This is a genomic window from Streptosporangium sp. NPDC023615 (assembly GCF_040640155.1).
Classification (GTDB): Bacteria; Actinomycetota; Actinomycetes; order Streptosporangiales; family Streptosporangiaceae; genus Streptosporangium.
In genome coordinates, this window is sequence record NZ_JBFABE010000002.1 from 225,983 (window position 1) to 249,594 (window position 23,612).

Here is a 23,612-nt window from a genome sequence, read left to right on the forward strand (position 1 = left end):
ACGAGCCCGTCCCGCGGGGAGGAATGTCCGTGCCCGGATGGCCGACCGTCGGCCGAACCGACGATCAACACCTCGTTGAGGCGCTGCGGCGTGCCGACACAACGGCGCCCGCGAGCCTCTACGACTCCTATGCCGAACGTCTCGCCGACTACGCCTTCTCGCTGCTGGGCGACCGTGAGGCCGCCGCCGAGGCCGTGCACGACGCGCTGGTGACGGCCCAGGGCAGGACCGGGCACCTGCGCGAGCCCGGCCGCCTGCGCGCCTGGCTGTACGCGCTCGTACGCGTCCGGTGCGCGCCCGGCGAGCGGGCCCGCGACGGGCGGCAGGCGGCGACGGCGGGGCCGCCTCCCGACGCGCACGACGACCCGGGCGAGCGGGAGCTGGCCGCGCTGGTGCACGAGGCCATGGCCGAGCTGAGCCTTCAGGAGCGCGAGGTCCTGGAACTCTCCCTCCGTCACGACCTCGGCACCGGCGAGACCGGCGCGGTGCTCGGGCTCAGCTCGCGGCAGGTCGCGACGCGGCTCGGCCGGGCCAGGGACCATCTGGAGAACGCCGCGGCCGCCGTGGTGCTCGCCAAGGTCGGCCGGGCGCACTGCCCCGACCTGTCGGCGATGGTGGACTGCTGGGAGGGGCCGCTCACCACGATGCTGCGCCGGCGGCTCTCGGCCCACATCGGCCGCTGCGAGGTCTGCGTCGAGCGCAGGGACCGGCATGTCTCGGCGGGACGGCTGCTGGACCTGGTGCCGCTCGCCTACCCGCCGCTCTCGTTGCGCCGCAGGGTCATCGAGACGTGCGTGGACCCGGAGCTGCGCGACACGCGCGCCGCCGTCCTCGCCGGGTGCGAGCACTTCGACCGGTCCGGTTTCCCCGTGGCGGCCCCACGGCGGGCCGGGGGCCGCCGCTGGGGCGGACGCAAGGACTCCGCGACCTCCCGGGAGCCCACGGGCTCCAGGGGCTCCAGGGGATCCGGGGACTCCGGGACCACGGACGCCCGAAGGGGCCGTGACGAGGGGGGCGGGAGCCACCGGCACGTGACCCCCGTGACCCCCGTGACCCCCGCGGTCCCCGTGACCCCCGCGGTGCCGGCCGCGCGTCCCTGGCCCGTCGCGCCGGAGACGGAGTTCTGGCACGCCGACCCGAGTACGGAGACCTGGCAGACCGCCCTGGACGCGGACGCCTGGCAGACCGCTCAGGGCACGGAGACCTGGCGGGCCGCCTCGGGAACGGGGTCCCGGCAGGACCCTCAGGACGCGGACGCCTGGCGGGCCGCCTCGGGAGCGGAGACCTCGGGGGGAGGGGGGAGCAGGCACGCGGTGGCGCCGGCCCAGCGGCGCAGGCGCAGGCCGCGCAGGGGTCCGTTGCTGCTCGCCGCGGCCTGCGTGCTGGCGGCCACCGGGGCGGCGGTCGTGATCGGCGGGCAGGGCCTGGCCGGCGGGACCCTGAAGGTCTCCCCGGCCGCGCCGGAGGCGGCGGGGGCGCCGGGTACGCGGCCCGCCCTGATCACGACGGAGCCCGCCCCGGAGCCGGGCCCCGATCCGTCGGAGGCCGGACGGGAGGACGCCGGGGAGCGGCCGGAGGACGGGGAGCCGGGCGAGGACGCGCCGACCCCCACCACGGGCCCCGGCGCCAGGACCGCGGCCCCCCTCCCCTCGCGGGCGGCACCGGCCCGCAGGAGCACGGCGGCGGCGCGGCCCCGTCCCACCCGCACCCCCGCCCGGCGCCCCGTGACCGGGAAGCTGGTCGTCTCCTGCCCGGCCGACATCGGTCAGGGCGCCGGGCGGATCCGCCTCACGGCCCGCGGCGCCGCGGTCTCCTGGTCGGCCACCACCTCCGGTGGCCTGAACGCGCAACCGGCTCGGGGGCGGCTGGACGCGGGCACGGGTACAGTGATTTGGGTCACGGCCCGTGACCCCTCCCTGAGTGGTGCCGGACGGGTGGCGTTCAGGTCGGCCGGGGGCAACGCGGCCTGCGCCGTCTCGTGGGAAATCCCTGCCCCCGAGGCCTCGGACCCTCCCGAGGACCCCGAGCCCGATCCGGCGCCGACCCCGTCGGCCGAGACGGAGTCCGAGGTGGGAACGGACTGATTCCTGCATCTCCTTTTACCCAACACCGAGACTTCTTCCAGGGATCCGGTAAACCATGGGCTGGTGCCGAGCGTCGGCATTGACGTGCCCGCTGAGTGATTGGTCACATGAAGACGCGATCAGTCACGTCATCACCAACCTGGAGTCCGGAAGATGTCGATCAACCGCAGGGTGCTCACATGGGCGCTCACCTTGGCGTGCGTCACGGGAGCCGTGATCGCCTTAGCGGGCATCGACACGCCTTTACGCCTGGTTCTGACCCCCTTGTTCCTGTTGGTGGTTCCGGGCGCCGCGGTGGTAGGACTGTTGCGTGATCGTGACCCTCTTGAGGCACTATCAGTGGGAGCAGCAGCCAGCCTGGTGGTCAACGTTCTCCTGGCCGCTGCCATGCTTACCTTTGACGCATGGTCGCCCCGCGCCGGAGTCGCGACGATCGCGGTGCTCGGTGGCTTCATATACGTACTACGCGTGTTGTATCGGGGGAGCGGGAGCTTGCAGACCGAACAGGGGGTCAGGTCACGGTGAACATCGTCGTCGTTCGCCCGGGAGACCTCGGAGCCTCAGAGATCTCCCGGTGGCGGGAGTTGCAGGTGGCGGACCCCTCGCTGGACAACCCCTTCCTCTCGGTGGAGTTCGCCCTCGCCATGGGGCGCCTGCGCGACTACGTCCGCGTCGCGGTCATCCAGGACGGCGGCAAGACCGTGGGGTTCTTCCCCTATGAGCGCCACAACTTCGGGATCGGCAAGCCCCTCGGCGGTTTCCTGACCACCTGCCACGGGCTGATCTCCGTGCCGGACCTCCAGCTCGACGTACGGACCCTGCTTCGCGCCTGCAAGCTCTCGGTGTTCGACTTCGACCACCTGGTCCCCGGCCAGCCGACGTTCGCCCCGTACGAGTCCGACGTGCGCCCCGCGCCCGTCATGGACCTCAGCGTGGGATTCGAGACCTACATCGCGCAGGTCAAGGCCAACTCGCCGAAGAATCTCAAGACCGTCCGCTACAAGGAGCGCAAGCTCGGCCGCGAGCAGGGCGACATCCGTTTCGAGTGGTACTCGGCCGACCCGGGCACGCTCCGCACGCTCACCAACTGGAAGTCCGACCAGTACCGCAGGACCGGGCGGGTCGACCGGTTCGCCCAGCCGTGGATCGTCCAGCTTCTCGACGAGATGCACGCCGAGAGGTCGGAGAGCTTCGCGGGCGTCCTGACCATGGTCTACGCCGGGGACAGGCCCGTCGCCGGGCACTTCGGGCTGCGGACGGCGACCACCCTGGTGGGCTGGTTCCCCGCCTACGACACCGAGTTCGCCAAGTACTCGCCCGGTATCGTCCACCACCTGCACATGGCCGAGCACGCCGCCGCCTCCGGGCTGCGGCAGGTCGACATGGGCAAGGGCGGGCGGGAGTACAAGAGCTGGCTGAAGAGCGGCGACCTGTTCGTCGCGGAGGGCCGCGTCTCGCGCCCCTCCCCCGCCGCGGCGGTCCACTGGCTCGGCCGTACGCCGGTCAACAAGGCTCGAACGATCGTCACGGATCGCCCGCAGTTGTACAGACTTGCCGACCGTGTGCTGAAGGGTTTCGGCCGTATGCGCTCCCCCGCGCAGAACCAATCCGGTACGCCGGTCGTCAAGGAACCATGGGGAGTGGGTTAAGCCGCTTCCGTCATCGCCACACACCCGCCAGGACCCTCGCATGCATCCCTCACCGCATTCGCCATTTCCCCCGATCGTCCCGATCGTCTATGGCCACGGGTCCGTCCGCCAGTCATCTCTGACGACCGACCGCGAAGGACACTCGTCATCATGAGTCCCGAGATCACCAAGCATTACAACGGCAAGCCACCGCTCAGGGCGGTGCCCCCCATCGAGCGTTTCACGCCGATCACCCCGCACATGGCGATCTCCCCGACCGTCAGCGTCGTCGTCCCGGCCATGAACGAGGCGGAGAACCTTCCGCACGTCTTCGCGACGCTGCCCCAGTGGATCGACGAGATCGTCCTGGTGGACGGCAACTCCAAGGACGACACCGTCGCCGTGGCCAGGAAGCTGCGCCCCAACGTCCGCGTGGTCCACCAGACCGGCAAGGGCAAGGGGGACGCGCTCTCGGCCGGTTTCGCCGCCTGCACCGGCGACATCATCGTGATGATCGACGCCGACGGGTCCACCGACGGCCGCGAGATCATCCAGTTCGTGGGCGCGCTGGTCACCGGCGCCGACTTCGTCAAGGGCTCGCGGTACGCGGCCGGGGGCGGCAGCGACGACCTGACCTTCACCCGCACGTTCGGCAACAAGGCGCTGACCACGCTGGTCAACAAGATGTACGGCACCAGCTACAGCGACCTGTGCTACGGCTACAACGCGTTCTGGGCCCGGCACCTGGACGTCCTCAACCTCGACTGCGACGGCTTCGAGATCGAGACCCTCATGAACATCCGGGCCTTCAAGGCCGGGCTCAAGGTGCACGAGGTGCCCAGCCACGAGCGCTGCCGCATCCACGGCGAGAGCAACCTGCACGCGGTGCGCGACGGCATCCGGGTACTCAAGACCATCATCCGGGAGTGGCGCAGCAGCCCCGCCCCCGTCGTCCACGAGCCGGCCGCCGCCACCAGGGCCGCGGACCAGGGCGCCGCGTAATCATGAGAACCAGTGTCGTCATCTGCGTCTACACCGAGGATCGCTGGGAGGACATCCGCCAGGCCGTCGAGTCCGTCGAGAACCAGACCCGAAGGCCTCACGAGATCATCCTGGTCGTCGACTACAACCCGGAGCTCCATCTTCGGCTGAAGAAGGAGTACCCCGGCGCGATCGTGGTGGAGAACGCTCAGGAGAAGGGTCTGTCCGGTGGCAAGAACACCGGTGCGCAGATCGCCTCCGGCGACATCGTGGCGTACCTGGACGACGACGCCATAGCGGAACCCGGCTGGCTGGAAGCGCTGGAGGAGGGCTTCCAGGACCCGACCATCGTGGGGGTGGGCGGGCTGACCAGGCCGCTGTGGGGCACCGGGCGACGGCCCGGCTGGTACCCGCACGAGTTCGACTGGACCGTGGGCTGCAGCTATCGCGGCATGCCCACGGAGCGGGCGCGGATCCGCAACGTGATGGGCGGGAACGCGGCCTTCCGCAGGGAGCCGATCGGCGCGGTCGGCGGCTTCCACACCGGTATCGGGCGCAGCGTGCAGGGGCGCAAGCCCCGCCCGCTGGGCTGTGAGGAGACCGAGTTCTGCATCCGGCTCTCGCAGCGGATGCCGGGCTCGGGCATGCTGTTCGAGCCCGCCGCGGTGATCGGCCACAAGGTGCCCGCCGCGCGGGCCACGTTCGGCTACTTCCGCTCGCGCTGCTACGCCGAGGGCCTGTCCAAGGCGCTGGTCACGCAGAGCGTGGGGGCGGGAGACGGGCTGGCGAGCGAGCGGGCGCACGCGCTGAAGGCGCTGCCGCTGGGCGCGCTGCGCGGCGTCGGCGAGGCCCTTCGAGGAGATGTGTCCGGTCTGGGCAGGGCCGGCGCGATCGTCGTCGGTCTCGCCTGGACCACCTGGGGTTACGTTGTCGGTTCCCTTCGGCTGAAGAAGAAACGGGTACGTGCATGATCCGTGTACCGATCCTGATGTACCACTCGATCTCGGACCGGCCCAACGCCGAGACGAGACCCCTGTCGGTACGGCCCTCGGTCTTCGCCGACCAGCTGGCCTACCTCAAGGAGAAGCGCTTCACACCGCTGACCGTGGCCGACCTGGTCGCCTCGCTGCACAAGAACAACGGCCGCGCCCTGCCGGAGCGGCCGGTCGTGGTGACCTTCGACGACGGGTACGCCGACTTCCACAGCGAGGCGCTGCCCCTGCTCGAACGGTTCGACTTCCCCGCCACGGTCTTCCTGACCAGCGGATGGGTCCGCGACGCGGGCAAGGACGCGGCGGGCAGGCCCCTGGACACCATGCTGTCGTGGAGCCAGGCCCGTGAGGCCGCCTCCTGCGGCGTGGAGATCGGCGGGCACAGCCACAGCCACCCCCAGCTCGACCAGTTGCCCGAGAACGAGCTCCGCCAGGAGCTGCGCCGCAACAAGGCGCTGCTGGAGGACAAGATCGGTTCCCTGGTCTCGACGATGGCCTACCCGTACGGCTACTCCAGCGTGCGGGTGCGGCGCGAGGTCAGGCGCGCCGGGTACTGGGCCGCCTGCGCGGTGAGCAACGCCATCGCCGCCGACCGGCACGACGTGCTCGCGCTGCCGCGCCTGACGGTGGCCGAGGGCACGTCGATGAGGATGTTCAGCCGCGCGGTCGAGGGCAACCAGGTCCCCCTGATCTACATGCGCGAACGGGTCCTGACGAAGGGGTACGCCGTCGTCAGGCGTACCCGGTACGGCCTGCGCCGGGTACGCGGCCAGGTGTGAGAACCGGCGGTCCCGGAGGTCGCACGCTCCCGGGACCACCGGCGGGGCCGGTGTCCGCCCGGTGCGCCCGGGGCGGACGCCGCCGGTGTCCGCGCCCCTCGCGAGGGGTGGGGACGGCGGGACGGGTGTCGCCGGGTGGGAATCCTGGTCGTGGTTTTGCCGTTCAAGGATCTACGCAAAACACCCAAACATGACGAAACTTCTCGCCGGTTCGTCGCACCAAGGTCCGCGTAGCCGCCATGATGTTAGACGTGAGGCAACGGGCAGGTAATGACGTGACGACGCCGAAGACGGCGGAAGCCGCCGAGACCGGGAAGGCCGGTCTCACCCCTCCCGTGCCTTCGGACGGAGCGTACGCCGTGGCCGGCGGCGACCCCGGCCCCGCGCCCCGCGAGAGGCGCGACGGCGTTCCCGACACCGGGCAAGCCGGTGAACGGGAGCCCGGCGATGAGCGGGGACCGGACGATCGGGGACCTCGCGAGCACGGATCCGGCGAACAGGAGGCCGGCGAGCACGGCCACGACGAGGGCCGGCCTGACGAGCACGAACCAGGCGAGCACGGATCCGGCGAAGACACTCCCGCCGATCGGGACGGCCGTGGGCCGCGCGATCAGGGTCTCGACGAGACCTCCGGCGAGGGGCCCGGCGAGGATCCCCGCGAAGGGACCGGCCCGGAGGCCCTCGAGGAAGCTCGCGAGAAAGCCGTCGACGAAGCCGGCGAGCAGGACGGGCCGGGCGCGCAGGACGACGGGATCACCGGTGAGGGCCCCGCGCGGACCTCCGGCACCTCCTCCGAGGGCGACCCCGGAACCGGCCGCCGGGACGACGACGCCCAGGACGATCCCCAGGACGACCCCGAGTACGACCCCGACGTCACCGCCGTCATCCGCCTCCCCCTCCGTCCACTCTCCCCCTCCGGGACGACCGTCGGCGAGGACGTGCCCGGGGGCGAGGACAGGAACGACACCACCGCGGAGATCCGCCTTCCCGGCGCGCCGCTCCGCCCCGGCCGGGAGCCCGCCGGCCGTCCCGCACCCGGAGCACCCGGAGCACCCGGAGCACCCGGAGCACCGGAAGGGGAGGCCCCCGCGCCTTCCGACCACCTCGTCCCCCCCGGGTCCCCCGACTCTCCGGAGTCCTCCGAGCCCGGCGACTCCGGTTCCGACGACCACGACGAGCCCGACGACTTCGACGACCCCGACGACCCCGACGACCCCGACGAGCTCGCGGGATCCCGCGGTCCCTCGACGTCCCCGGTGTACGCGGAGGACACAGGGGACCCCGAGCCCCTGGGCCCGGAGACGGTCCTGGCCGTCGTCCACGCCCCGGCGGCCGCGTACGCGCCGGCACCCCACGCGCCGTCCCCCGGCCCGCCGGCGCCTTCCGGCGCCGGGAGCCGGGACGCCGCACCCGGCGCCGTGCCCGCGACCAGGCCGTCCCGGGCGGCGACCCTGCTGCGGACGGCCATGGCGTGGCTGCCGCCCCTGCTCACCGTCGAGGGCCTGATCATGTACGTGCTGGCCCTGCGCGTGGAGCCGGGTCCGCTCTGGGGCGTCGACCTGAACAAGATCGACGGTGTGGGCCTGATCTCGGCCATGCCGCCGACCGCGTTCGCCGCGATCCTGCTGATGCTCGTGGCGTTCTTCGTCACGATCGCGCAGAACACCGACCGGAAGTTCCTGCTGCTCTTCCAGATCGCGGCGATCACGTTCGCCCTGCACGGGGGCGCGGCCCTGATCGAGGACGAGGCCAGGTTCCACACCGCCTACGTGCACGCCGGTTTCGTGGAGTACATCAACCGTACGGGCGAGGCGTCGGCCATCCTCGACGCCCGCCTGGCGTGGCCGGGCTTCTTCGCGCTGGTGGGGTTCGTCACCAAGGCCGCCGGGGTCACCGACCTGACGACGATCATGCGGTGGACGCCGCTGCTGTCGAACCTGCTCTACCTGCTGCCGTTCGTGCTGATCCTGCGCCAGGTGGTCGCCACCACCAGGGCGCGCTGGTTCGCCGCGCTGCTGTTCGTCATCGTCCAGTGGATCGGCCAGGACTACTTCTCCTCGCAGGGCTTCACGTACGCGATCTACCTGGCCTTCGTGGCGATCGTGCTGCGCTGGTTCGGCAGGGTCGAGCCGCGCACCAAGCCGATGCCGGTCAAGGGACCCGTACGGCGGTTGCTGGCCCGGCTGGACGGGCTGACACCCGGCGAGCTGCCGCACCGGACCGGTGTCTACGACCGGACGATCATGCTGATCGTGCTGATCGGCCTGTTCGCGACGGCGACCGCCTCGCACCAGATCACGCCGTTCATGATGCTCGGCGCGCTGACCGGCCTGATCCTGCTCCGGCGCACCTCGCTGAGCTGGGGGTTGCCGTTCTTCCTGGGCCTGATGGTGCTGGCCTGGATCAGCTACCAGACGGTCACCTTCTGGAGCGGGCACATCGACCAGCTCTTCGGCGGTCTGGGCCGGATCCTGGAGAACCTGCAGAGCAACACCGGTGACCGGATCGACGGCAGCGACCCCAAGCACGCGCTCGTCCTGATGGCGCGCCTGGGCATCTGCGGTGTCATCCTGACCCTGGCCGCCGCCGGCCTGTTCCGGCGGCTGCGGCGCGGCGTGGGCGACCGCGCGGCCCTGCTCCTGCTCTGCATCCCGGTGCTGGCGCTCGGCCTGCAGAACTACGGCGGCGAGATCGGCCTGCGGATCTACCTGTTCGCGCTCCCCGGCGCCTGCATCCTGGCCGCGTACGCCTTCTTCCCGAACCTCCCGGCGGGCACCGAGGACGCGCCCGAGGAGACGGTGCCGATCCGCAGGCGCAACATCCGGTTCAACCCGGAGCTGACGCGCCGGATCTCGCTGCTGCTGGCCGCGGGGTGCGCGATGGCGCTGGCCATGGTCTTCCTGGTGGCGCGCTACGGCAACGAGCAGTTCGAGCGGGTCTCGGCCAGCGAGGTCGCGGCGATGCACTACGTCTACGACCACGACGAGCCCAGCGCCCGCGTCCTGTACCTGGTTCCGCTGCTCGGCGAGGAGGTCACGCCGAGCATCCCGTGGGGTGAGCGCGACTTCGACAGGATCGCCTACGAGCAGGTGCTGGTGGACAAGAATCCGGCCCAGCTCACCTCGGTGATCGCCAAACTTCGCGCGTCGCCGCCGAACACCTACCTGGTGGCCACCCGCGGCCAGGCCGGTTACCTGCAGCTCAACCACGGCTTCCCGACGGACTGGGCGCCGCGGTTCCGCGCCGCGCTGGACGCCAACAAGGAGCTCAAACGGGTCTTCAACGGCGAGGACGCGGCCGTGTACACGCTGCGCTCCTTCCCCAAGGGCACCGAGATCCCCGAGCGCGTGGCACCGACCGGCGGCAACGACCCGACCTCCCCGTGGACGCCGGTCGGCCTGGCGGCGCTGGGGGTGACGTGGATCGCGCTCTTCGCCTACGAGGTGTTCCTGCTGCGCGGCCGCGGACGGGCGAACAGGACCCGCAGGCGCATCCTGTTCGTCGCGATACCCGCGTTCCTGCTGGCGGTGGGCGTGATCGCCGAACGCTTCGTGGTCATCGGCTACCAGCTCCAATAAAGGACAAAGTCCTCCGGTGCCCGGCCGCCCCGGGCCATACTGGGCACCGTTTCGCAGGGGGGACTCGCGTCCCGGAACGCGTGGAGGACGGACCGGATGCTCGCAGGGGAACCCCGTGGCGGCGGGGCGGGGGCCCCGGCGCGGGTCTCGGGACGCCGGATCGAGGCGGTCGACGCGCTCCGCGGCTTCGCGCTGTTCGGCATCGTGGTGGTCAACATCACCTATCTGGCCTCGGGGTACCGGATGGCGGGGCTGGCCGCGCCGATGTTCTCCACCCCGCTGGACTGGGGGACGCGCTGGTTCGTCTCGGTGCTCTTCGAGAACAAGTTCTATCTGCTTTTCGCGTTCCTGTTCGGCTACAGCTTCACCCTGCAGATCGACTCGGCCCACCGGGCGGGGGCGGCGTTCGTCCCGCGGTTCCTGCGTCGCCTGGGAGGGCTCTTCCTGCTCGGCATCGCCCACGGCGTCCTGCTGTTCCCCGGTGACATCCTGGCCACGTACGCGGTGGTGGGGCTGGTCCTGCTGGTGGTGCGGCGGATCACCCCGCGCGCCGCGATGATCGCCGCCGTGGCGCTGACGGTCGCGCTCGCCGCGGGCGTGCTGCTGCTGGCGGGGCTCGCGGTGCTGGGCGCGGACGCCTCGGGCGCGGTCTCCGAGAACGCCACCGAGGCGGCCCTGTCCGACCGTGCCCTGCACGGCTCCGCGTCGATGATCATCGGCGAGCACGTGCACCGGCTCGCCAAGATCCTGCTGCTCCGGGTCTTCCTCCAGGGGCCCACGGTGCTCGCCGCCTGCCTGGCAGGGATGGCGCTGGGCAAGCTGAGGCTGCTCTCCGACCTGTCGGGGTACACGGCCGCGCTGCGACGGCTGCAGTGGGCGGGGTTCCCCGTCGGATTCGCCGGGGCGCTGGTCTACGCGCACTCCACCTGGTCGGGCGGCGGGCACGCCTACCACCTGGTCGGGCAGTCGGTGAACCTGGTCACCGCGCCGCTCCTGGCCGCGGCCTACGCCGCCACCCTGCTCCGACTGCTCCCGGCGAGGCCGCGGCTGACCGGCCTGCTCGCGCCTTCGGGCAGGCTGGCGCTGACGAACTACCTGGGACAGTCGCTGATCGGTTCGCTGATCTTCACCGGTTACGGGCTGAGCCTGGTGGACCTGATCGGGCCGTTCCCGGCGGTGTCGATCGGCGTCGCCGTCTTCGTCGCCCAGGCCGCCTGGAGCCGGTGGTGGCTGCGGCGTCACCGGTACGGGCCGGTGGAGTGGCTGCTGCGCTGGTTCACCAACTGGCGCCGCCCCTCCCGATCCCCGGCCGCCCCGGCCGACCCGCCCGCCCCCGGGCCGCCCCGCGCCCCCGACGACGACCGGGAGACCGGCTGACGGCCGGGAGACGGGTGACGGGCCGCGGGAGCCGGGCGGTGCTCAGGCGGGGCCGAGCAGGTCCCAGCGGTTGCCGGCGATGTCGGTGAAGACGGCGATCCGCCCGTAGGGCTGGGTGCGCGGCGCGGTCACGAACTCGACCCCGGCACCGCGATCGGGCCACGGCCGGACCCGGTCAGGCCGTGGCCGGACCCCGATCTGGCCGTGATCGCCCCGGTCAGGCCGCGGCGCGCTCGCTCCACCTGACCTCGTACGGCTTGAGCTGGAACTGCCTGCCGTCCACGACGGTGTTCACGGCCGCGCCGGTGGTGTTGACCATCACGAGCTGGCGTTCCTGGGCCAGGACGCGCACCTTCGGGTCGGAGGAGGTGACCGTCTCCAGCGTGACCCCGAGCGGGAACCACTTGACGAAGCCGCTCATCACGCCCGCCATGGGCAGTTCGGCACCGGTCTCGGGGTGCCAGAGGCAGCCCGGGCATGGCTGGTCGTCACCGGAGGCCTTGCGCTGGGGGTTCCAGTAGAGCGAGGTGGTGACGCCGCTGGTGGCGAACTCCATCATCGCGACCGTCTGGACCGCGACCCGGCGATCCTCGGTCCAGTCGCTGCTGTTGGGCTCGACGTACCACTCGGCCCACCAGACCGGCAGGTCGCCGCTCCTCTGCCGCAGCCAGGTGGTGAGGGCCCCGAACTTGCCGAGGGCGGTGAACTCGTCGGGGTGGGCCCCGGCGTCCTTGGTGACCGAGGCGCCGTCCACCACGATGAAGTCGGCGCCCTTCTTGTTCTTGATCCAGTAATCGACCGCCTCGAGGTCCCGCTGGTCGATGCCGCCCCAGGGTCCCTGGAGCTCGGCCCCGGCGACGGGGACGCTGCTGCTGCCGACCGAGACGTACGGGCCGCCGACCTTGATGTCCTTGTCGACGCCTTTCAGCGCGGTGTAGACCTTGTTGTAGAAATCGGTGTAGCCCTCGATGTCCCACCGGTTCTGGGTCACGTTCCAGAAGCCCTTGAGCTCGTTCCACACCATGAAGTGCTTGACCGTGGGGTATCGCCTGGCCACCGTCGCGGCGAGCTCGGCGTAGTCGTCGAAGTGCTCGCGGCGCGGCGCGGTCTCCAGTTGCGACCAGTCGGTCCGGCCCTCGGTGCCGCCCTTCATCCAGTCGGGCGAGCAGCAGAGCGTGATGATCGGGAGGGCCTTGGACCCGGACATGAACATGATGCGGCGGTCGAGGTCACGGAAGTCGTTCCTGCCCGGCGCGGGCTCGGGGTTTCCGGCGCCCCAGCCCATGATGTGCTGGTTCTGCAGCATCGGCACCCGGCTGAGGACGTGCGAGGCCGTCTCGGCGACCCGGCCGCCCACGTTGTCGGCGCTGAACTCCGTGTGGGTGATGCCCCAGCGCGGCCACCGCTCGACGGCGGGGGGCTGCTCCAGCGCCGGGGCCGCCTGCGACGGAGGGATGGTCATCCTCTGCCCCCGGGGGGCGTCGGGCCTGGAGGCCAGGGTGATGATGCTCACCACGAGCGCCACCGTCACGACCAACGCCCCCAGCGCGACCGGCCAGGCCGGGCGCCGTCGCTGGTGCCGTCCGTTAGTCGGTATCACCGGTTCCTCGATCCTCGCAGCTCAACGAATGTAGCGTTCCACGGCGGCGGCGGGGGCGACGGTGCCCCGCGACGGTTCACAGGCAAGCGTTACCGGCCGCCTCACCAGCGTATCCAGACCCGCTTGCACGGTACTTGAAACTTCTACCGTAGGTGCCCTCACGTCGTGGAACGGCCGTCAGGCGGCGCGGCGGGGAGCCGGTCAGCCCTCCAGGACCCTCAGGGCCCGGTCGAGCAGGGTCGGGACGGCCGCGCCGATGTTCTCGAAGCCCTCCCCGACCGTCTTGCCCTGCCTGAACCTGGCGTGGATGCCCTCCACGATGACGGCGAGCTTGTAGTTGCCGAAGGCGACGTAGAAGTCCAGGTCGGTCAGGTCGGCCCCGGAGACCCGGGCGTAGTGGGCGGCGAACTCCCGGGCGGTGAGGAAGCCGGGCGCCACGGTCACGTCCCCCGCGACCGGGATCGAGCCCCGCTCCTCGTCCCCGGGGTCGTGCCAGTAGGTGAGGGTCAGGCCGAGATCGGCCAGGGGGTCGCCGAGCGTGGACATCTCCCAGTCGACGACGGCGAGGATCTCCGGCTCCGGGGAGAGCCGCACGAGCGTGTTGTCGAGCCGGTAGTCGCCGTGCACCAGCGTCGAGGCCGAGCGCGCGGGCAGCCGCTCGCGCAACCGGGCCACCAGGCGGTCGTACGCGGGCGAGTCGGCCGTCCTCGACCGCTCCCACTGCTGGCCCCAGCGCTCCAGCTGGCGGGCCATGTACCCCTCGGGCCGGCCGAAGCCGGCCAGGCCGGCCCGCTCGTAGTCGACCGCGTGGATCGCGGCGAGCACCTCGGCGAGCCGCTCCGACAGCCGCCGGGTCTGCTCGGGGCCGAGATCCCGCGCGTCCTGGCGGCTCCGCACGGCCGCGCCGTCCACGTGCGCCATCAGGTAGAACGGCGCGCCGATCACGTCGGGATCGGCGCAGAACGCGACCGGCTCGGGCACCGGGACGGCGGTCGGCGCGAGCGCCGAGATCACCCGCCACTCCCGCCCCATGTCATGGGCGGTCGGCAGGACGTGTCCCAGCGGCGGGCGGCGGAGCACCAGGCGGCGGTGAGGGGTCTCGACGACGTACGTCAGGTTCGACCTGCCGCCCGCGATCAGGGAGATCCCGGTGGGCTCCCCGGCGTCGGGGACGGTGGCGGCCATCCACGCGACGAGGCGGGACCGGTCGATGCCAGGGGTGCTCATGGCCACCAATTAGAACGCCACTCGGGTAGGGCGCGCCAGCCGGGCGCACGCAATAAGATCCCGAAATGTTGCGCCCCCGCGAGAACCACCCCGGGTTCCGTCCTTTATCGTTACATTACGTGTCTACCCGCATGCTTGGGCTTACGACGTCCTTCAGGACGTCGTAAGGGGAACCCGCACACCCCAGTAGGAGCTCATGCGCGTCACAATCGTTCAGCCCCGTGATCTCGGACCGGTCGAGCTCGACCGCTGGAGAGCCCTTCAGGGAGCCGATCCGGCCTTCGACAGCCCGTTCCTGTCGCCCGAGTTCACCGTCACCGTCGGCGCCCTGCAGGAGCGCGTCCGGGTGGCGGTGCTGCACGACGGGCCGGACACGGTGGGGTTCTTCCCCTTCGAGCGCCATCCGATGGGAATCGGCATGCCGGTGGCCGCGGGCCTGACCGACGCTCAGGGGCTGGTCCACTCCAAGGACGTGGAGATCGACCCGCAACTGCTGATCAAGGCGTGCGGCCTTGCCGTCTTCGAGTTCGACCACCTGATCGCCGGACAGCCGCTGCTGCTGGCGGGGCACGAGCGGCACCCGTCGCCGATCATCGACCTGCGCGACGGCTTCGCGTCGTACATCGAGACGATCAAGGCGCGGTCCGGCAAGACGTACCGCTCGACGGCCTACAAGAGCCGCAAGCTCCAGCGTGACGTCGGGGAGATCCGGCACGACTACGCCGTCACCGACCTGGCGCCGCTGCGCACCCTGCTGGGGTGGAAGACCGAGCAGTACCGCCGCACCGGCCGCAGTGACCGGTTCGCCAGGCCGTGGATCGTGGAGCTGGTCGAGCGGCTGCTCGTCACCGACGGTGAGCACTTCGGCGGGGTCCTCGACATGCTGTACGTGGACGGGAAGCCGGTGGCCGGGCACTTCGGGCTGCGCACCGCCACCACGCTCGCCGGCTGGTTCCCCGCCTACGACACCGCCTTCGCGAAGTACTCCCCCGGCCTGATCCACCACCTGGCCATGGCCGAGAAGGCCGCCGAGAGCGGCATCCGGGTCATCGACATGGGCCGCGGCGAGAAGGAGTACAAGGAGAAGCTCAAGAACGGCGAGTACGAGGTCGCCGAGGGCCGCGTCGCCCGGGTGAGCGCCGGCGCCGGGGTCCACTGGATGCTGCGGGTGCCGGTGCGCAAGGCGCGTGGCACGGTCCTGGCGAGCCCGCTGCTGCGCACGACCGCCGACCGCGCCCTCAAGACCTACGGCCGGTTGCGCACGTCGCTGCAGTCCCGGCCGCGCCCGTCGAACGCCGGGAACGTTCCTTCCCGGTCCTGAGACCTTCCCCGGGCCCGGGGCCTTCCCAGGGCCTGGGCCTTCCCGGTCCCGGGGGCTCACCGCTCCCGAGAGCTCACGGGGGCGCGGTACCGCTCAGGCCGTCCCCGGCGTGAGCCCGGCGAGGTCGGCGACCAGTGAGAGTCCCCGCCTGATGCTCGCCGGCGTCTCGGCGCCGTAGCCGACGACCAGGCCGTGCCGGAGCCGCGGCCCGTGGTAGTGGCGATCCAGCGAGTCCAGCAGCACCCCGTGGCCGGCCGCGGCCTCGACCAGGGGCGCGACCGTGCCTTCCGGCAGTTCCACCAGGACGTGCAGGCCCGCCGTCTCACCGATCAGCCCGGGGCCCAGGACGTCGACGACCGCGGCGCGGCGGCGCGCGTACTCCAGCCGCATCCGGCGCAGGTGCCGGTTCAGGTCCCCGCGCTCCAGGAGGGTCGTCATCGCCTGCTGGGCCGGGCCGCCCGTCCTGTCGGCGAGGGCGTCCCGGGTGACGGCGACGGCCTCGACGAGGCCGGGCGAGGCGACCAGCCAGCCGACACCGACGTCGGGGGTCAGCGCCTTGCTCAGGCTGCCCAGCAGCACCACCCGCCCGGGGTCGAGGCCGTAGAGGGCGGGAAGCGGGGCGACGTCGTAGCGGAACTCGGCGTCGTAGTCGTCCTCCACCACGACCGCGCCGACGCGCCGGGCCCAGGCGAGCAGCCGCTCCCTGCGCGCTATCGGCAGGCGGCCGCCGAGCGGGTACTGGTGGGCCGGGGTGGTGTAGAGCACGCGCAGGTCGTCGGGGAGGGCGTCCACGACGACGCCGTCCTCGTCGACCGGGCAGGGGACCACCTCCGCGCCCCGCCCGGCGAAGACGTTCCTGGCGACGCGGTAGCCGGGCTCCTCGACACCGGCCCGGTCCCCGGGCCGCAGCAGGGTGGCGGCGACCAGGTCGAGCCCGTTGCCGGTTCCCCGGGTGACCAGGATGTTCTCCGGCCCGACCGGGATCGCCCTGGTCCTGCGGAGGTGCTCGGCCAGGGCCGCGCGGAGCCGGGGCAGGCCGCGGTGGTCGGGATCGCTCGTCGGGGGCAGGTCGGCCGCCCGGCGCCAGGCCCGGCGCCAGGCGGCCCGGTCGTAGTCGTGGACCCACGGCCGGCCGGGACGCAGGTCGATCACGCGCTCCCGGCCCGCCCCGGACGCGTCGTCCCGCCGGACGGGCCCGGAGGCGTGCCCGTGCCCGGGACGCGCCGGGGTCTCCCACGCCGCGGTCCCCCGCCCCGCCGTATCCCGCTCCGCCGTATCCCGCGCCGTCGTCCCCCACGCCGTCGCCTCCCGCGCCGTCGTCCCCCGCGCCGTCGCCGGACCGGCCGCCCCGCGGCCGTCCGGGCGCGTGTCGTCCGCCGGGCCGCCGGGCGGGCGGGAACCGGACGGGAACCGGGACCCCCCGGACCCCCCGGGGCCCCCGGCTCCGGCGGCTCCGGCGGCTCCGGGGGAGACCGAGGGCGACGGGTACGGGTGCGAGGGCGGCGGGGGGACGAGCACGTCGGCCACGTAGGTGCCGGAGCCGTGCCGCCCCTCCAGCCAGCCCTCGGCGTAGAGCTGCTGGTAGGCCTCGGTGACCACGGTGCGGCTGACCGCGAGCTGGCGGGCGAGGGCGCGGCTGGAGGGCAGGCGCTCGCCGGAGACGAGGGCGCCGCCGTGCATGGCGGCCCGGAGGCTGTCACCGAGCTGGACGGCGAGGGACGTACCGGACCCTCGGTCCAGGGCCAGGGGCAGATCGACGGCGGGGCGCGGCAAAGTGGTCTCCTACAAGTACGTGAAAATGGACGTGTTCGTTGTGTCCACTTTCCCCTAGGGTAGTGCCATGCTCTCTACGACTCCCCGCACCACCCTCGGCCGCGCCAAGAACAGAGGCCGCAGCTCCCGCGAGGACCTGTACGCGGTGCTCGACGCCGGGCTGGTCTGCCACCTGGGCGTCGTGGTCGGCGGCGCCCCCATGGTGGTCCCCACCGGTTACGGCCGGGTCGACGACACCCTCTACCTGCACGGCTCGACCGGGGCCACCTCGCTGCGGGCGGGGGGCGAGGTCTGCGTCACCGTGACCCACCTGGACGGCCTCGTGCTGGCACGCTCGTCCTTCAACCACTCGATGAACTACCGCTGCGCCATGGTCTACGGCACCCCCCGCCTGGTGAAGGATCCCGAGGAGCGGCTGACCGCGCTGCGGGCGATCACCGAGCAGCTCGCCCCGGGCCAGTGGGACGCCGCCCGCCGCCCCACCGCCAAGGAGCTCGCCGCGACCGCCGTGCTCGCCCTCCCGCTCTCCGAGGCGTCGGTCAAGATCCGACAGGGCCCGCCCGAGGACGAGGAGGAGGACTACGCGCTGCCGATCTGGGCCGGAGTCCTGCCGCTCCACCAGGTCTGGGGGACGCCCGAGACCGACCCGGCCATGACGGCCGACCTTCCCGTCCCCGATCACGTGGTGTCCCGAACCATACCCGTTCGGTAAGGATCGGCGGCCAACCCGCCCCGTCCGTCACGCGTCTTTCATGTTCGAGGGCCGCATCCGGTCCCGCGGACCCTGGAGGCGTCATGACGGCCATCGGCTGGACACCGCCCGGCTACACCGAGCTTCGCGAGCTCGGCGCGGGCGGTGGCGGGCGGGTGGTCCTCGCCCGCCACGACGAGTCGGGCACCCACGTGGCCGTGAAGTACCTGTCCGAGCGCCTCCGGGAGGAACCCGGCTTCCTGGCCGGGTTCCGCGAGGAGGCCAGGCTCCTGGTGGAGCTGGCCGACGAGAACGTGGCCAGGCTGTACGAGTACGTGGAGACCTCACGCGGCGCCGCCATCGTCATGGAGGCCGTCGACGGCGCCTGCCTGCGCGCGATCCTGCGCGAGCACGGCTCGACGGGTCCCGAGGCGGCGCTGGCCGTGCTGAAGGGCTCGCTCCTGGGGCTGGCCGCCGCGCACGAGGCCGGGCTGGTGCACCGCGACTACAAGCCGGAGAACGTGCTCGTCCGCCCCGACGGGGCCAGCAAGCTCGTCGACTTCGGCATCGCGGTGCGCGCGGGGGAGGGCGCACCGGCGGCCGGCACCCCGCCCTACATGGCACCCGAGCGGTGGACGGGCGGGCCGGCCTCCCCCGCCTCGGACGTCTACGCCGCCACGGCGGTCCTCTTCGAGTGCCTGACCGGGCACCGCCCCTACCGGTCCGCCGAGCGGGTGGTGCTGATGCACCGGCACCTGACCGCGCCGGTCCCGGTGCACGAGGTGCCCGAGCAGATCAGGGAGCTGGTCGCCAGAGGCATGGCCAAGGACCCCCGGGACCGGCCGCCCGCCGCCCGCGCCTTCGTCGCGGAGCTGGAGCGCGTCGCGCTCGCGGGCTACGGCCGGGAGTGGGAGGAGCGCGGCCGATCGCGGCTGGCCGCGCTGGCCGCCCTGTTCCCGGCCATGCTCCCGGCGCTCCCGGCGCTCCCGGCGCTCCTCCCGGGATCCGCCGGAGCGGCCCCCGCCGCGCCGTCGGCCGGGACCACGCTCTTCCGCACCGTGCTGGGCTCGCTCCGGCGCGGTCCGGGCCTGGCGGCGGGCGCCGCCGGTCTGGCGCTGGTGGTGGGCGGCGCCGGGGTGTACGCGCTGGCCTCCGACCGGCAGGCCCGGCCCCGCCAGGCGGGCGCCTCCGCCGCGGCCCCGCCCGCGTCGTCCTCCCCCCTCTCGCGCGGCCACCCGCTCCCGTCGCCGTCCGCCGGCGGGCCCGCCTCCGGCACGCCGGCCTCGCCCGCGCCCTCGGTCCCGGGCGCGCCGGGCCCGCTCGGTCCCACCGGGGCCACCTCCTCGGCGGGGCCGGTCACCTCCACCGGGCCCGCCTCGCCCGGCGCCCCCGCCCCGCCCGGCCTGCCGACCACCTCGCCGCCCACCTCCTCACCGCCCTCACCACCCGCCCCGTCCCCGTCGTCCCCGTCGTCCCCTGCGTCGTCCCCGCCGGCCTCCACACAGGCACCCTCACCGACCTCACCGACGCTCACGGCGACCCCTGCGCCCCCCGGGTCGTCCCGGGGACGGGTGCGCCGGGTGCAGGTACTGCGGGCCACCCTCGACCCGCGGGGCACCGCGTCGATCTCGGTGGCGGTACGGGCCGAGAACACCCGCGCGGTACGCCTGCGCGTGGTCGTCCGCGCGGGCGGGGCCGTGCGCAGGACCGTCCTCGCGCTGTCCGGGGCGACGGACTACACCCCCACCGTCGTCCTCACCCTCCCCCGGCCGCCGTGCGGGACCGGCTGGCGCGCGGTGGTGACCGGCACGCCCTCGGGCGTCACGAGCCGGGCGAGCGGCACGGTCCCGGCCTGCGCCGAGCCGACACGCGGGCCGACACGCGGGCCGCGCCCGGCCCCCGTGGCCTCTCCGAGGACTCCCCCTGCGCCCCGTCCCGTCCCGCGGCCGCCGACCGCCCGCGCTCCCCGTCCCGTTCCCGGGACGGCGGTCACCCGCACGGCCCACCCGGTCGTCGAGTCGCGCTCCACCGCCCGGCCGCGCGTCACCCGGGACGCGAGCCCCAGCCCCGTGACCTCGATCGTCTCCCTGCCCCGGAGCGGAGCCGGCGGCCCCACCGGCTGATCATCCGATCTCCCCGCTGAGATTGATTCGTGATTGATGAGTAAAAAATGTTTAAATATGGCTAAGCTGCGGTCCGTCTGTTATGGGTGGGGGCCCGTACAACTGAGGAGACCGTTATGCACGGCACGCCATCGGCATGGCGAGTCCCGGGCTACACCGAGATCCGCGAGCTGGGGGCCGGTGCGGCCGGTCGCGTGGTGATGGCGCGTCACGACGCCGACGGCGTCATGGTGGCCATCAAGTACCTCTCCGACGAGCTCAGGAACGACGTCGGGTTCGTGGCGCGCTTCCGGCACGAGGCCCGGGTGCTCAACACGCTGAGCAGCCCGCACTCGGTCCTGCTCTACGACTACGTCGAGACGGGCGACGGCGCCGCCATCGTCATGGAGCTGGTCAACGGGGTCGCCCTGCGGGCGCTGCTGCGTTCGGAGGGGCCGACCGGCCCCGAGGCGGCGCTGGTGGTGCTCAAGGGGTCGCTCCTGGGGCTGGCCGCCGCGCACTCGGCGCGCGTGGTGCACCGCGACTTCAAGCCCGAGAACGTGATGGTGGAGGCCGACGGGACGAGCAAGCTCGTCGACTTCGGCATCGCGGTCCGCTCCGGTGACGGCGACCTCCCGGCGGGGACGCCGCCGTACATGGCGCCCGAGCAGTGGATGGGCGGGCCCGCCGGACCGGCCACCGACGTCTACGCGGCCACCGTGGTGTTCTTCGAGTGCCTCACCGGCACCCGGCCCTTCCGGGCCACGAACATCGCCGCGCTGGCCCGGCAGCACCAGGCGTCGCCGCCGCCGGTCGAGGAGGTCCCCGCGGCCCTGCGGGGGCTGGTGGAGCGCGGGCTGGCCAAGCACCCCGCCGACCGGCCGCCGACGGCCGCGGCCTTCCTGACCGAGCTGGAGGCCGTGGCCGCGGAGTCCTACGGCCCGGACTGGGAGGAGCGCGGCCTGCGCCGCCTGGCCGCGATCGCCGGGCTGCTGGCGGCCCTGTTCCCGGCGGAGGCGCCGCCGCCGCCCGGCGTCGACACCTCGCTGGCCATGACCGAGCTGGAAGGCGACGACGACGACGCCGACCACCACGAGGGGTCCTCCCCGATCGGCAGGCTGGGCGTGAAGATCCTCGCCGGTGTCGGCTGCGTCGCGGTGATCGGCGGGCTGACCGCGGTACTGGTCGGCGGTGGCGGCACCACCGAGGTCGGGTCGCAGAGCCCCGTCACGACGCGGCCGTCCCCGGCCGCCGAGACGGTCGTCCCCGTCGAGGAGAGCGACGAGCCGGTCGAGGAGACCGAGGAGCCCGCCGAGGACACGCCCGCCCCGACGCCGTCCCCGAGCACCACCTCCACCTCGGGTCCGCCACCGGTGGCGCCGCCCACCGGGCCGGCCGCCACCCCGGACGCTTCGGAGAGGCCCACCGCCCGGCCGACCACCCGCCCGACCACCCGCCCGACCAGGCGGGCGACCACCCGGCCGAGCGAGCCGGCGTCCGAGGCGCCCACCCCGGAGGAGGACTCCACCCTGGGTGATCCCGGGCCGGGGGCCCCGTCCACCAGACCGCCGTCCACCAGACCGACCACGCCGACCACGCCGACCACGCCCAGGACGACGTCCTCCCCCTCGGAGCGGCCCACGACGACACCGACGGAGACGCCGACGTCGACGACCTCGTCGGAGCCGTCGCCCACCACCACCCGGACGAACGACGGCTCCACCCCCAGGTCCTCGGACACCTCCCCCGGCCGGGCCGGGCTCACCACCTCCCCCTCACCGCTCGGGGCCGCCCCCGCGGCGTTCCTCGCGCTGGGCCTGGTGACGAGCGGTGCCGTACCGTTCACACTGGTCGTCAGGCGAGACATGGCGGGACGGCACCGGAGACGCCGGTAGGCGGGAGATCAAGCACGATCATGAACACTGACCGGGGAGGCCTCGGCGGCTTCCGGCTGACCGGTCGTACCTGGGCCGACGACCTGGGGGTGTGGTCGTCGGTCGTCTCGGCCGACGGACGGCCGGGAAGCGCGCTGAGGTTCGATCCGCGGCCGGTCGCCGACCCGGCGGCGCGCGAGCGGCTGGTCGCGGCCGTGGTGGCCGACCGCAGGCTCGCGCAGGGCGGCCCGAACGGCCTGGTGCCGGTCGCCGACCTCGTGATGGCCCGGGACGAGGTGTGGCTGATCACCTCCCGGCCGGTCGTGCCGAGGCTGAGCGACCTGCTGGCCGGTACGCGGGAGGCGCCGGGTCCCGACGCGGGCAGCGCGGCCACCGTACTGGTGGAGACGGCGCAGACGCTGCTGGCCGTGCACGCCGCAGGCCTCGCCCACGGCGAGTTCCACCCGGGCACCGTGGTGATCACCCCGGACGGTTCGGCGCTGCTCGCGAAGCGGGGGCTGGCGGACGCGCTGTCCGGCCGGGCGCCCATGCCGGAGCGGGACGTGGCGGCCTGGGCGTCGCTCGCCCGGGGACTGGCGGCCGGCTGGGCCGCGGACGACCGCGAGGGTACCCTCCTGCTGGAGCGGGTCGCGGCCAGGGCCTCGGCGCGCGGGCTCGCCCCGGCCCTTGACGCCCTGATGGCCGGACGCGAGGTGCTGCCACCCGGGTTCGCCGCCCGCGACGAACTCGTTCGGGCCCTCGGCCGGTGGTCCGCGGGAGAGGCCGCCGTGCCCGGCCGTCCGGCACCGGGTCCCGCGGTGCCCGCCTCCCCGGGCTCCGGACATCGATCCCCGCACTCTCCGGACCCCGTGTACCGGGACCCCCGGCGTCCGGACCCGGGACATCCGGACTCCGGATATCCCGCGCCCGCCCCCGACGAGGGTGAGATCGTCACCCTGCTGCGTGTCCCGGACGAGGGCGAGCGGCGCGGCCCGGACCCCTCGGAGCGGCCGCCCCCGGCGGACCGGACCGAGGACGTGGTCATGCGCTTCGGCCCGGGGGTGCCCTCGGAGACCACGGCCGCCCAGCTCTGGCGGGCCGGGCGGGACCGCCAGCAGACCGAACCCCCCTCCGAGAGGCTCCGGGCCGTCGCGTCCTCCGGCGGGCGGCGGCGGCGCGGCCGTACGATCCTCGCCTCGGCGATCCTCGCGCTGATGGTCGTGGCCGCGCTGGCACTGTGGCTGTTGCGGGGGCCGGTGACTCCGCTGGAGGTGACCGGGGTGAACGTCAGCGCCCCGAGGAAGACGCAGGGGTGTGACGCCAAGATCAGGATCACCGGCGTCCTGACCACCAACGGCTCGGCGGGAGAGGTCCGCTACCAGTGGAAACGGAGCGACCGCAGGAAGCCGACCGTGCAGAGCGACCGGCTCGCGGCCGGGACGACCTCGCACGAGGTGGTCCTGGACTGGACGGTCAAGGGCGAGGGGGCCTTCCGCGGGACCGCCACCCTGCGACTGCTCTCACCGGCCCCCGCGACGGGAAGGCTCCAGGACGCGGCCACTTTCACCTATAAATGTTCATGAGTGACCGCAAGGTCCACAATGC

Annotated in this window: 15 protein-coding genes; 12 read left to right on the forward strand and 3 right to left on the reverse strand. The window is 73.1% G+C overall.

The window, feature by feature from the left end; all coding sequences use genetic code 11:
- Positions 1-29: 29 nt before the first annotated feature.
- The 7 genes from AB0G16_RS02490 to AB0G16_RS02520 all read left to right on the forward strand — a co-directional run bounded on the left by AB0G16_RS02490 (position 30) and on the right by AB0G16_RS02520 (position 11,419).
- A complete protein-coding gene (locus AB0G16_RS02490) occupies positions 30-2,084 on the forward strand; it encodes a sigma-70 family RNA polymerase sigma factor (RefSeq protein ID WP_362797543.1) in 2,055 nt (684 codons plus the stop codon).
- Positions 2,085-2,674: 590 nt separating this feature from the next.
- The gene (locus AB0G16_RS02495) at positions 2,675-3,733 is read left to right on the forward strand and encodes a GNAT family N-acetyltransferase (RefSeq protein ID WP_362797545.1); all 1,059 of its coding nucleotides are present in this window, start codon (positions 2,675-2,677) and stop codon (positions 3,731-3,733) included.
- A gap of 150 nt (positions 3,734-3,883) precedes the next feature.
- Positions 3,884-4,714 carry a glycosyltransferase family 2 protein gene (locus tag AB0G16_RS02500; RefSeq protein WP_362797547.1) on the forward strand — a complete coding sequence of 277 codons (831 nt, stop codon included), beginning with the start codon at positions 3,884-3,886 and terminating at the stop codon, positions 4,712-4,714.
- Between the two features lie 2 nt (positions 4,715-4,716).
- Positions 4,717-5,664 (forward strand): glycosyltransferase family 2 protein, encoded by a 948-nt coding sequence (locus AB0G16_RS02505; RefSeq protein ID WP_362797548.1) that lies wholly within the window; start codon positions 4,717-4,719, stop codon positions 5,662-5,664.
- Positions 5,661-6,464: a polysaccharide deacetylase family protein gene (locus AB0G16_RS02510; RefSeq protein ID WP_362797550.1), complete on the forward strand. Its 804-nt coding sequence runs from the start codon at positions 5,661-5,663 to the stop codon at positions 6,462-6,464. Before AB0G16_RS02505 ends, AB0G16_RS02510 begins: the two co-directional genes overlap by 4 nt.
- 335 nt (positions 6,465-6,799) lie before the next feature.
- The gene (locus tag AB0G16_RS02515) at positions 6,800-10,042 is read left to right on the forward strand and encodes a hypothetical protein (RefSeq protein WP_362797552.1); all 3,243 of its coding nucleotides are present in this window, start codon (positions 6,800-6,802) and stop codon (positions 10,040-10,042) included.
- A 96-nt stretch (positions 10,043-10,138) separates the two neighbouring features.
- Entirely contained in the window at positions 10,139-11,419 is a 1,281-nt protein-coding gene (locus tag AB0G16_RS02520) for a DUF418 domain-containing protein (protein WP_362797554.1), read from the forward strand.
- A 217-nt stretch (positions 11,420-11,636) separates the two neighbouring features.
- On the opposite strand, the gene AB0G16_RS02525 is transcribed toward AB0G16_RS02520, so the two are convergent.
- Positions 11,637-13,019, reverse strand: a complete 1,383-nt coding sequence (locus tag AB0G16_RS02525; protein ID WP_362797556.1) for a xylan 1,4-beta-xylosidase — start codon at positions 13,017-13,019, stop codon at positions 11,637-11,639.
- Positions 13,020-13,220: 201 nt separating this feature from the next.
- Positions 13,221-14,246: a phosphotransferase family protein gene (locus AB0G16_RS02530; protein WP_362797558.1), complete on the reverse strand. Its 1,026-nt coding sequence runs from the start codon at positions 14,244-14,246 to the stop codon at positions 13,221-13,223.
- A gap of 196 nt (positions 14,247-14,442) precedes the next feature.
- On the opposite strand from AB0G16_RS02530, the gene AB0G16_RS02535 reads away from it, so the two are divergent.
- Positions 14,443-15,567 carry a GNAT family N-acetyltransferase gene (locus AB0G16_RS02535; protein ID WP_362797560.1) on the forward strand — a complete coding sequence of 375 codons (1,125 nt, stop codon included), beginning with the start codon at positions 14,443-14,445 and terminating at the stop codon, positions 15,565-15,567.
- Between the two features lie 93 nt (positions 15,568-15,660).
- Here AB0G16_RS02535 and AB0G16_RS02540 read toward each other — a convergent pair whose 3' ends face one another.
- Positions 15,661-17,340, reverse strand: coding sequence for a PLP-dependent aminotransferase family protein (locus tag AB0G16_RS02540; protein ID WP_362797562.1), 1,680 nt, complete (start codon positions 17,338-17,340; stop codon positions 15,661-15,663).
- 67 nt (positions 17,341-17,407) lie between these two features.
- Between AB0G16_RS02540 and AB0G16_RS02545 the strand changes: the two genes are divergently transcribed.
- The 4 genes from AB0G16_RS02545 to AB0G16_RS02560 all read left to right on the forward strand — a co-directional run bounded on the left by AB0G16_RS02545 (position 17,408) and on the right by AB0G16_RS02560 (position 23,590).
- The gene (locus AB0G16_RS02545) at positions 17,408-18,052 is read left to right on the forward strand and encodes a pyridoxamine 5'-phosphate oxidase family protein (protein ID WP_362797564.1); all 645 of its coding nucleotides are present in this window, start codon (positions 17,408-17,410) and stop codon (positions 18,050-18,052) included.
- 83 nt (positions 18,053-18,135) lie between these two features.
- Complete coding sequence (locus AB0G16_RS02550; RefSeq protein WP_362797566.1) at positions 18,136-20,154, forward strand: serine/threonine-protein kinase; 2,019 nt, start codon at positions 18,136-18,138, stop codon at positions 20,152-20,154.
- A gap of 116 nt (positions 20,155-20,270) precedes the next feature.
- The gene (locus AB0G16_RS02555) at positions 20,271-22,028 is read left to right on the forward strand and encodes a serine/threonine-protein kinase (protein WP_362797568.1); all 1,758 of its coding nucleotides are present in this window, start codon (positions 20,271-20,273) and stop codon (positions 22,026-22,028) included.
- A gap of 20 nt (positions 22,029-22,048) precedes the next feature.
- Positions 22,049-23,590 (forward strand): hypothetical protein, encoded by a 1,542-nt coding sequence (locus tag AB0G16_RS02560; RefSeq protein WP_362797570.1) that lies wholly within the window; start codon positions 22,049-22,051, stop codon positions 23,588-23,590.
- The last annotated feature ends 22 nt before the right edge of the window (positions 23,591-23,612 follow it).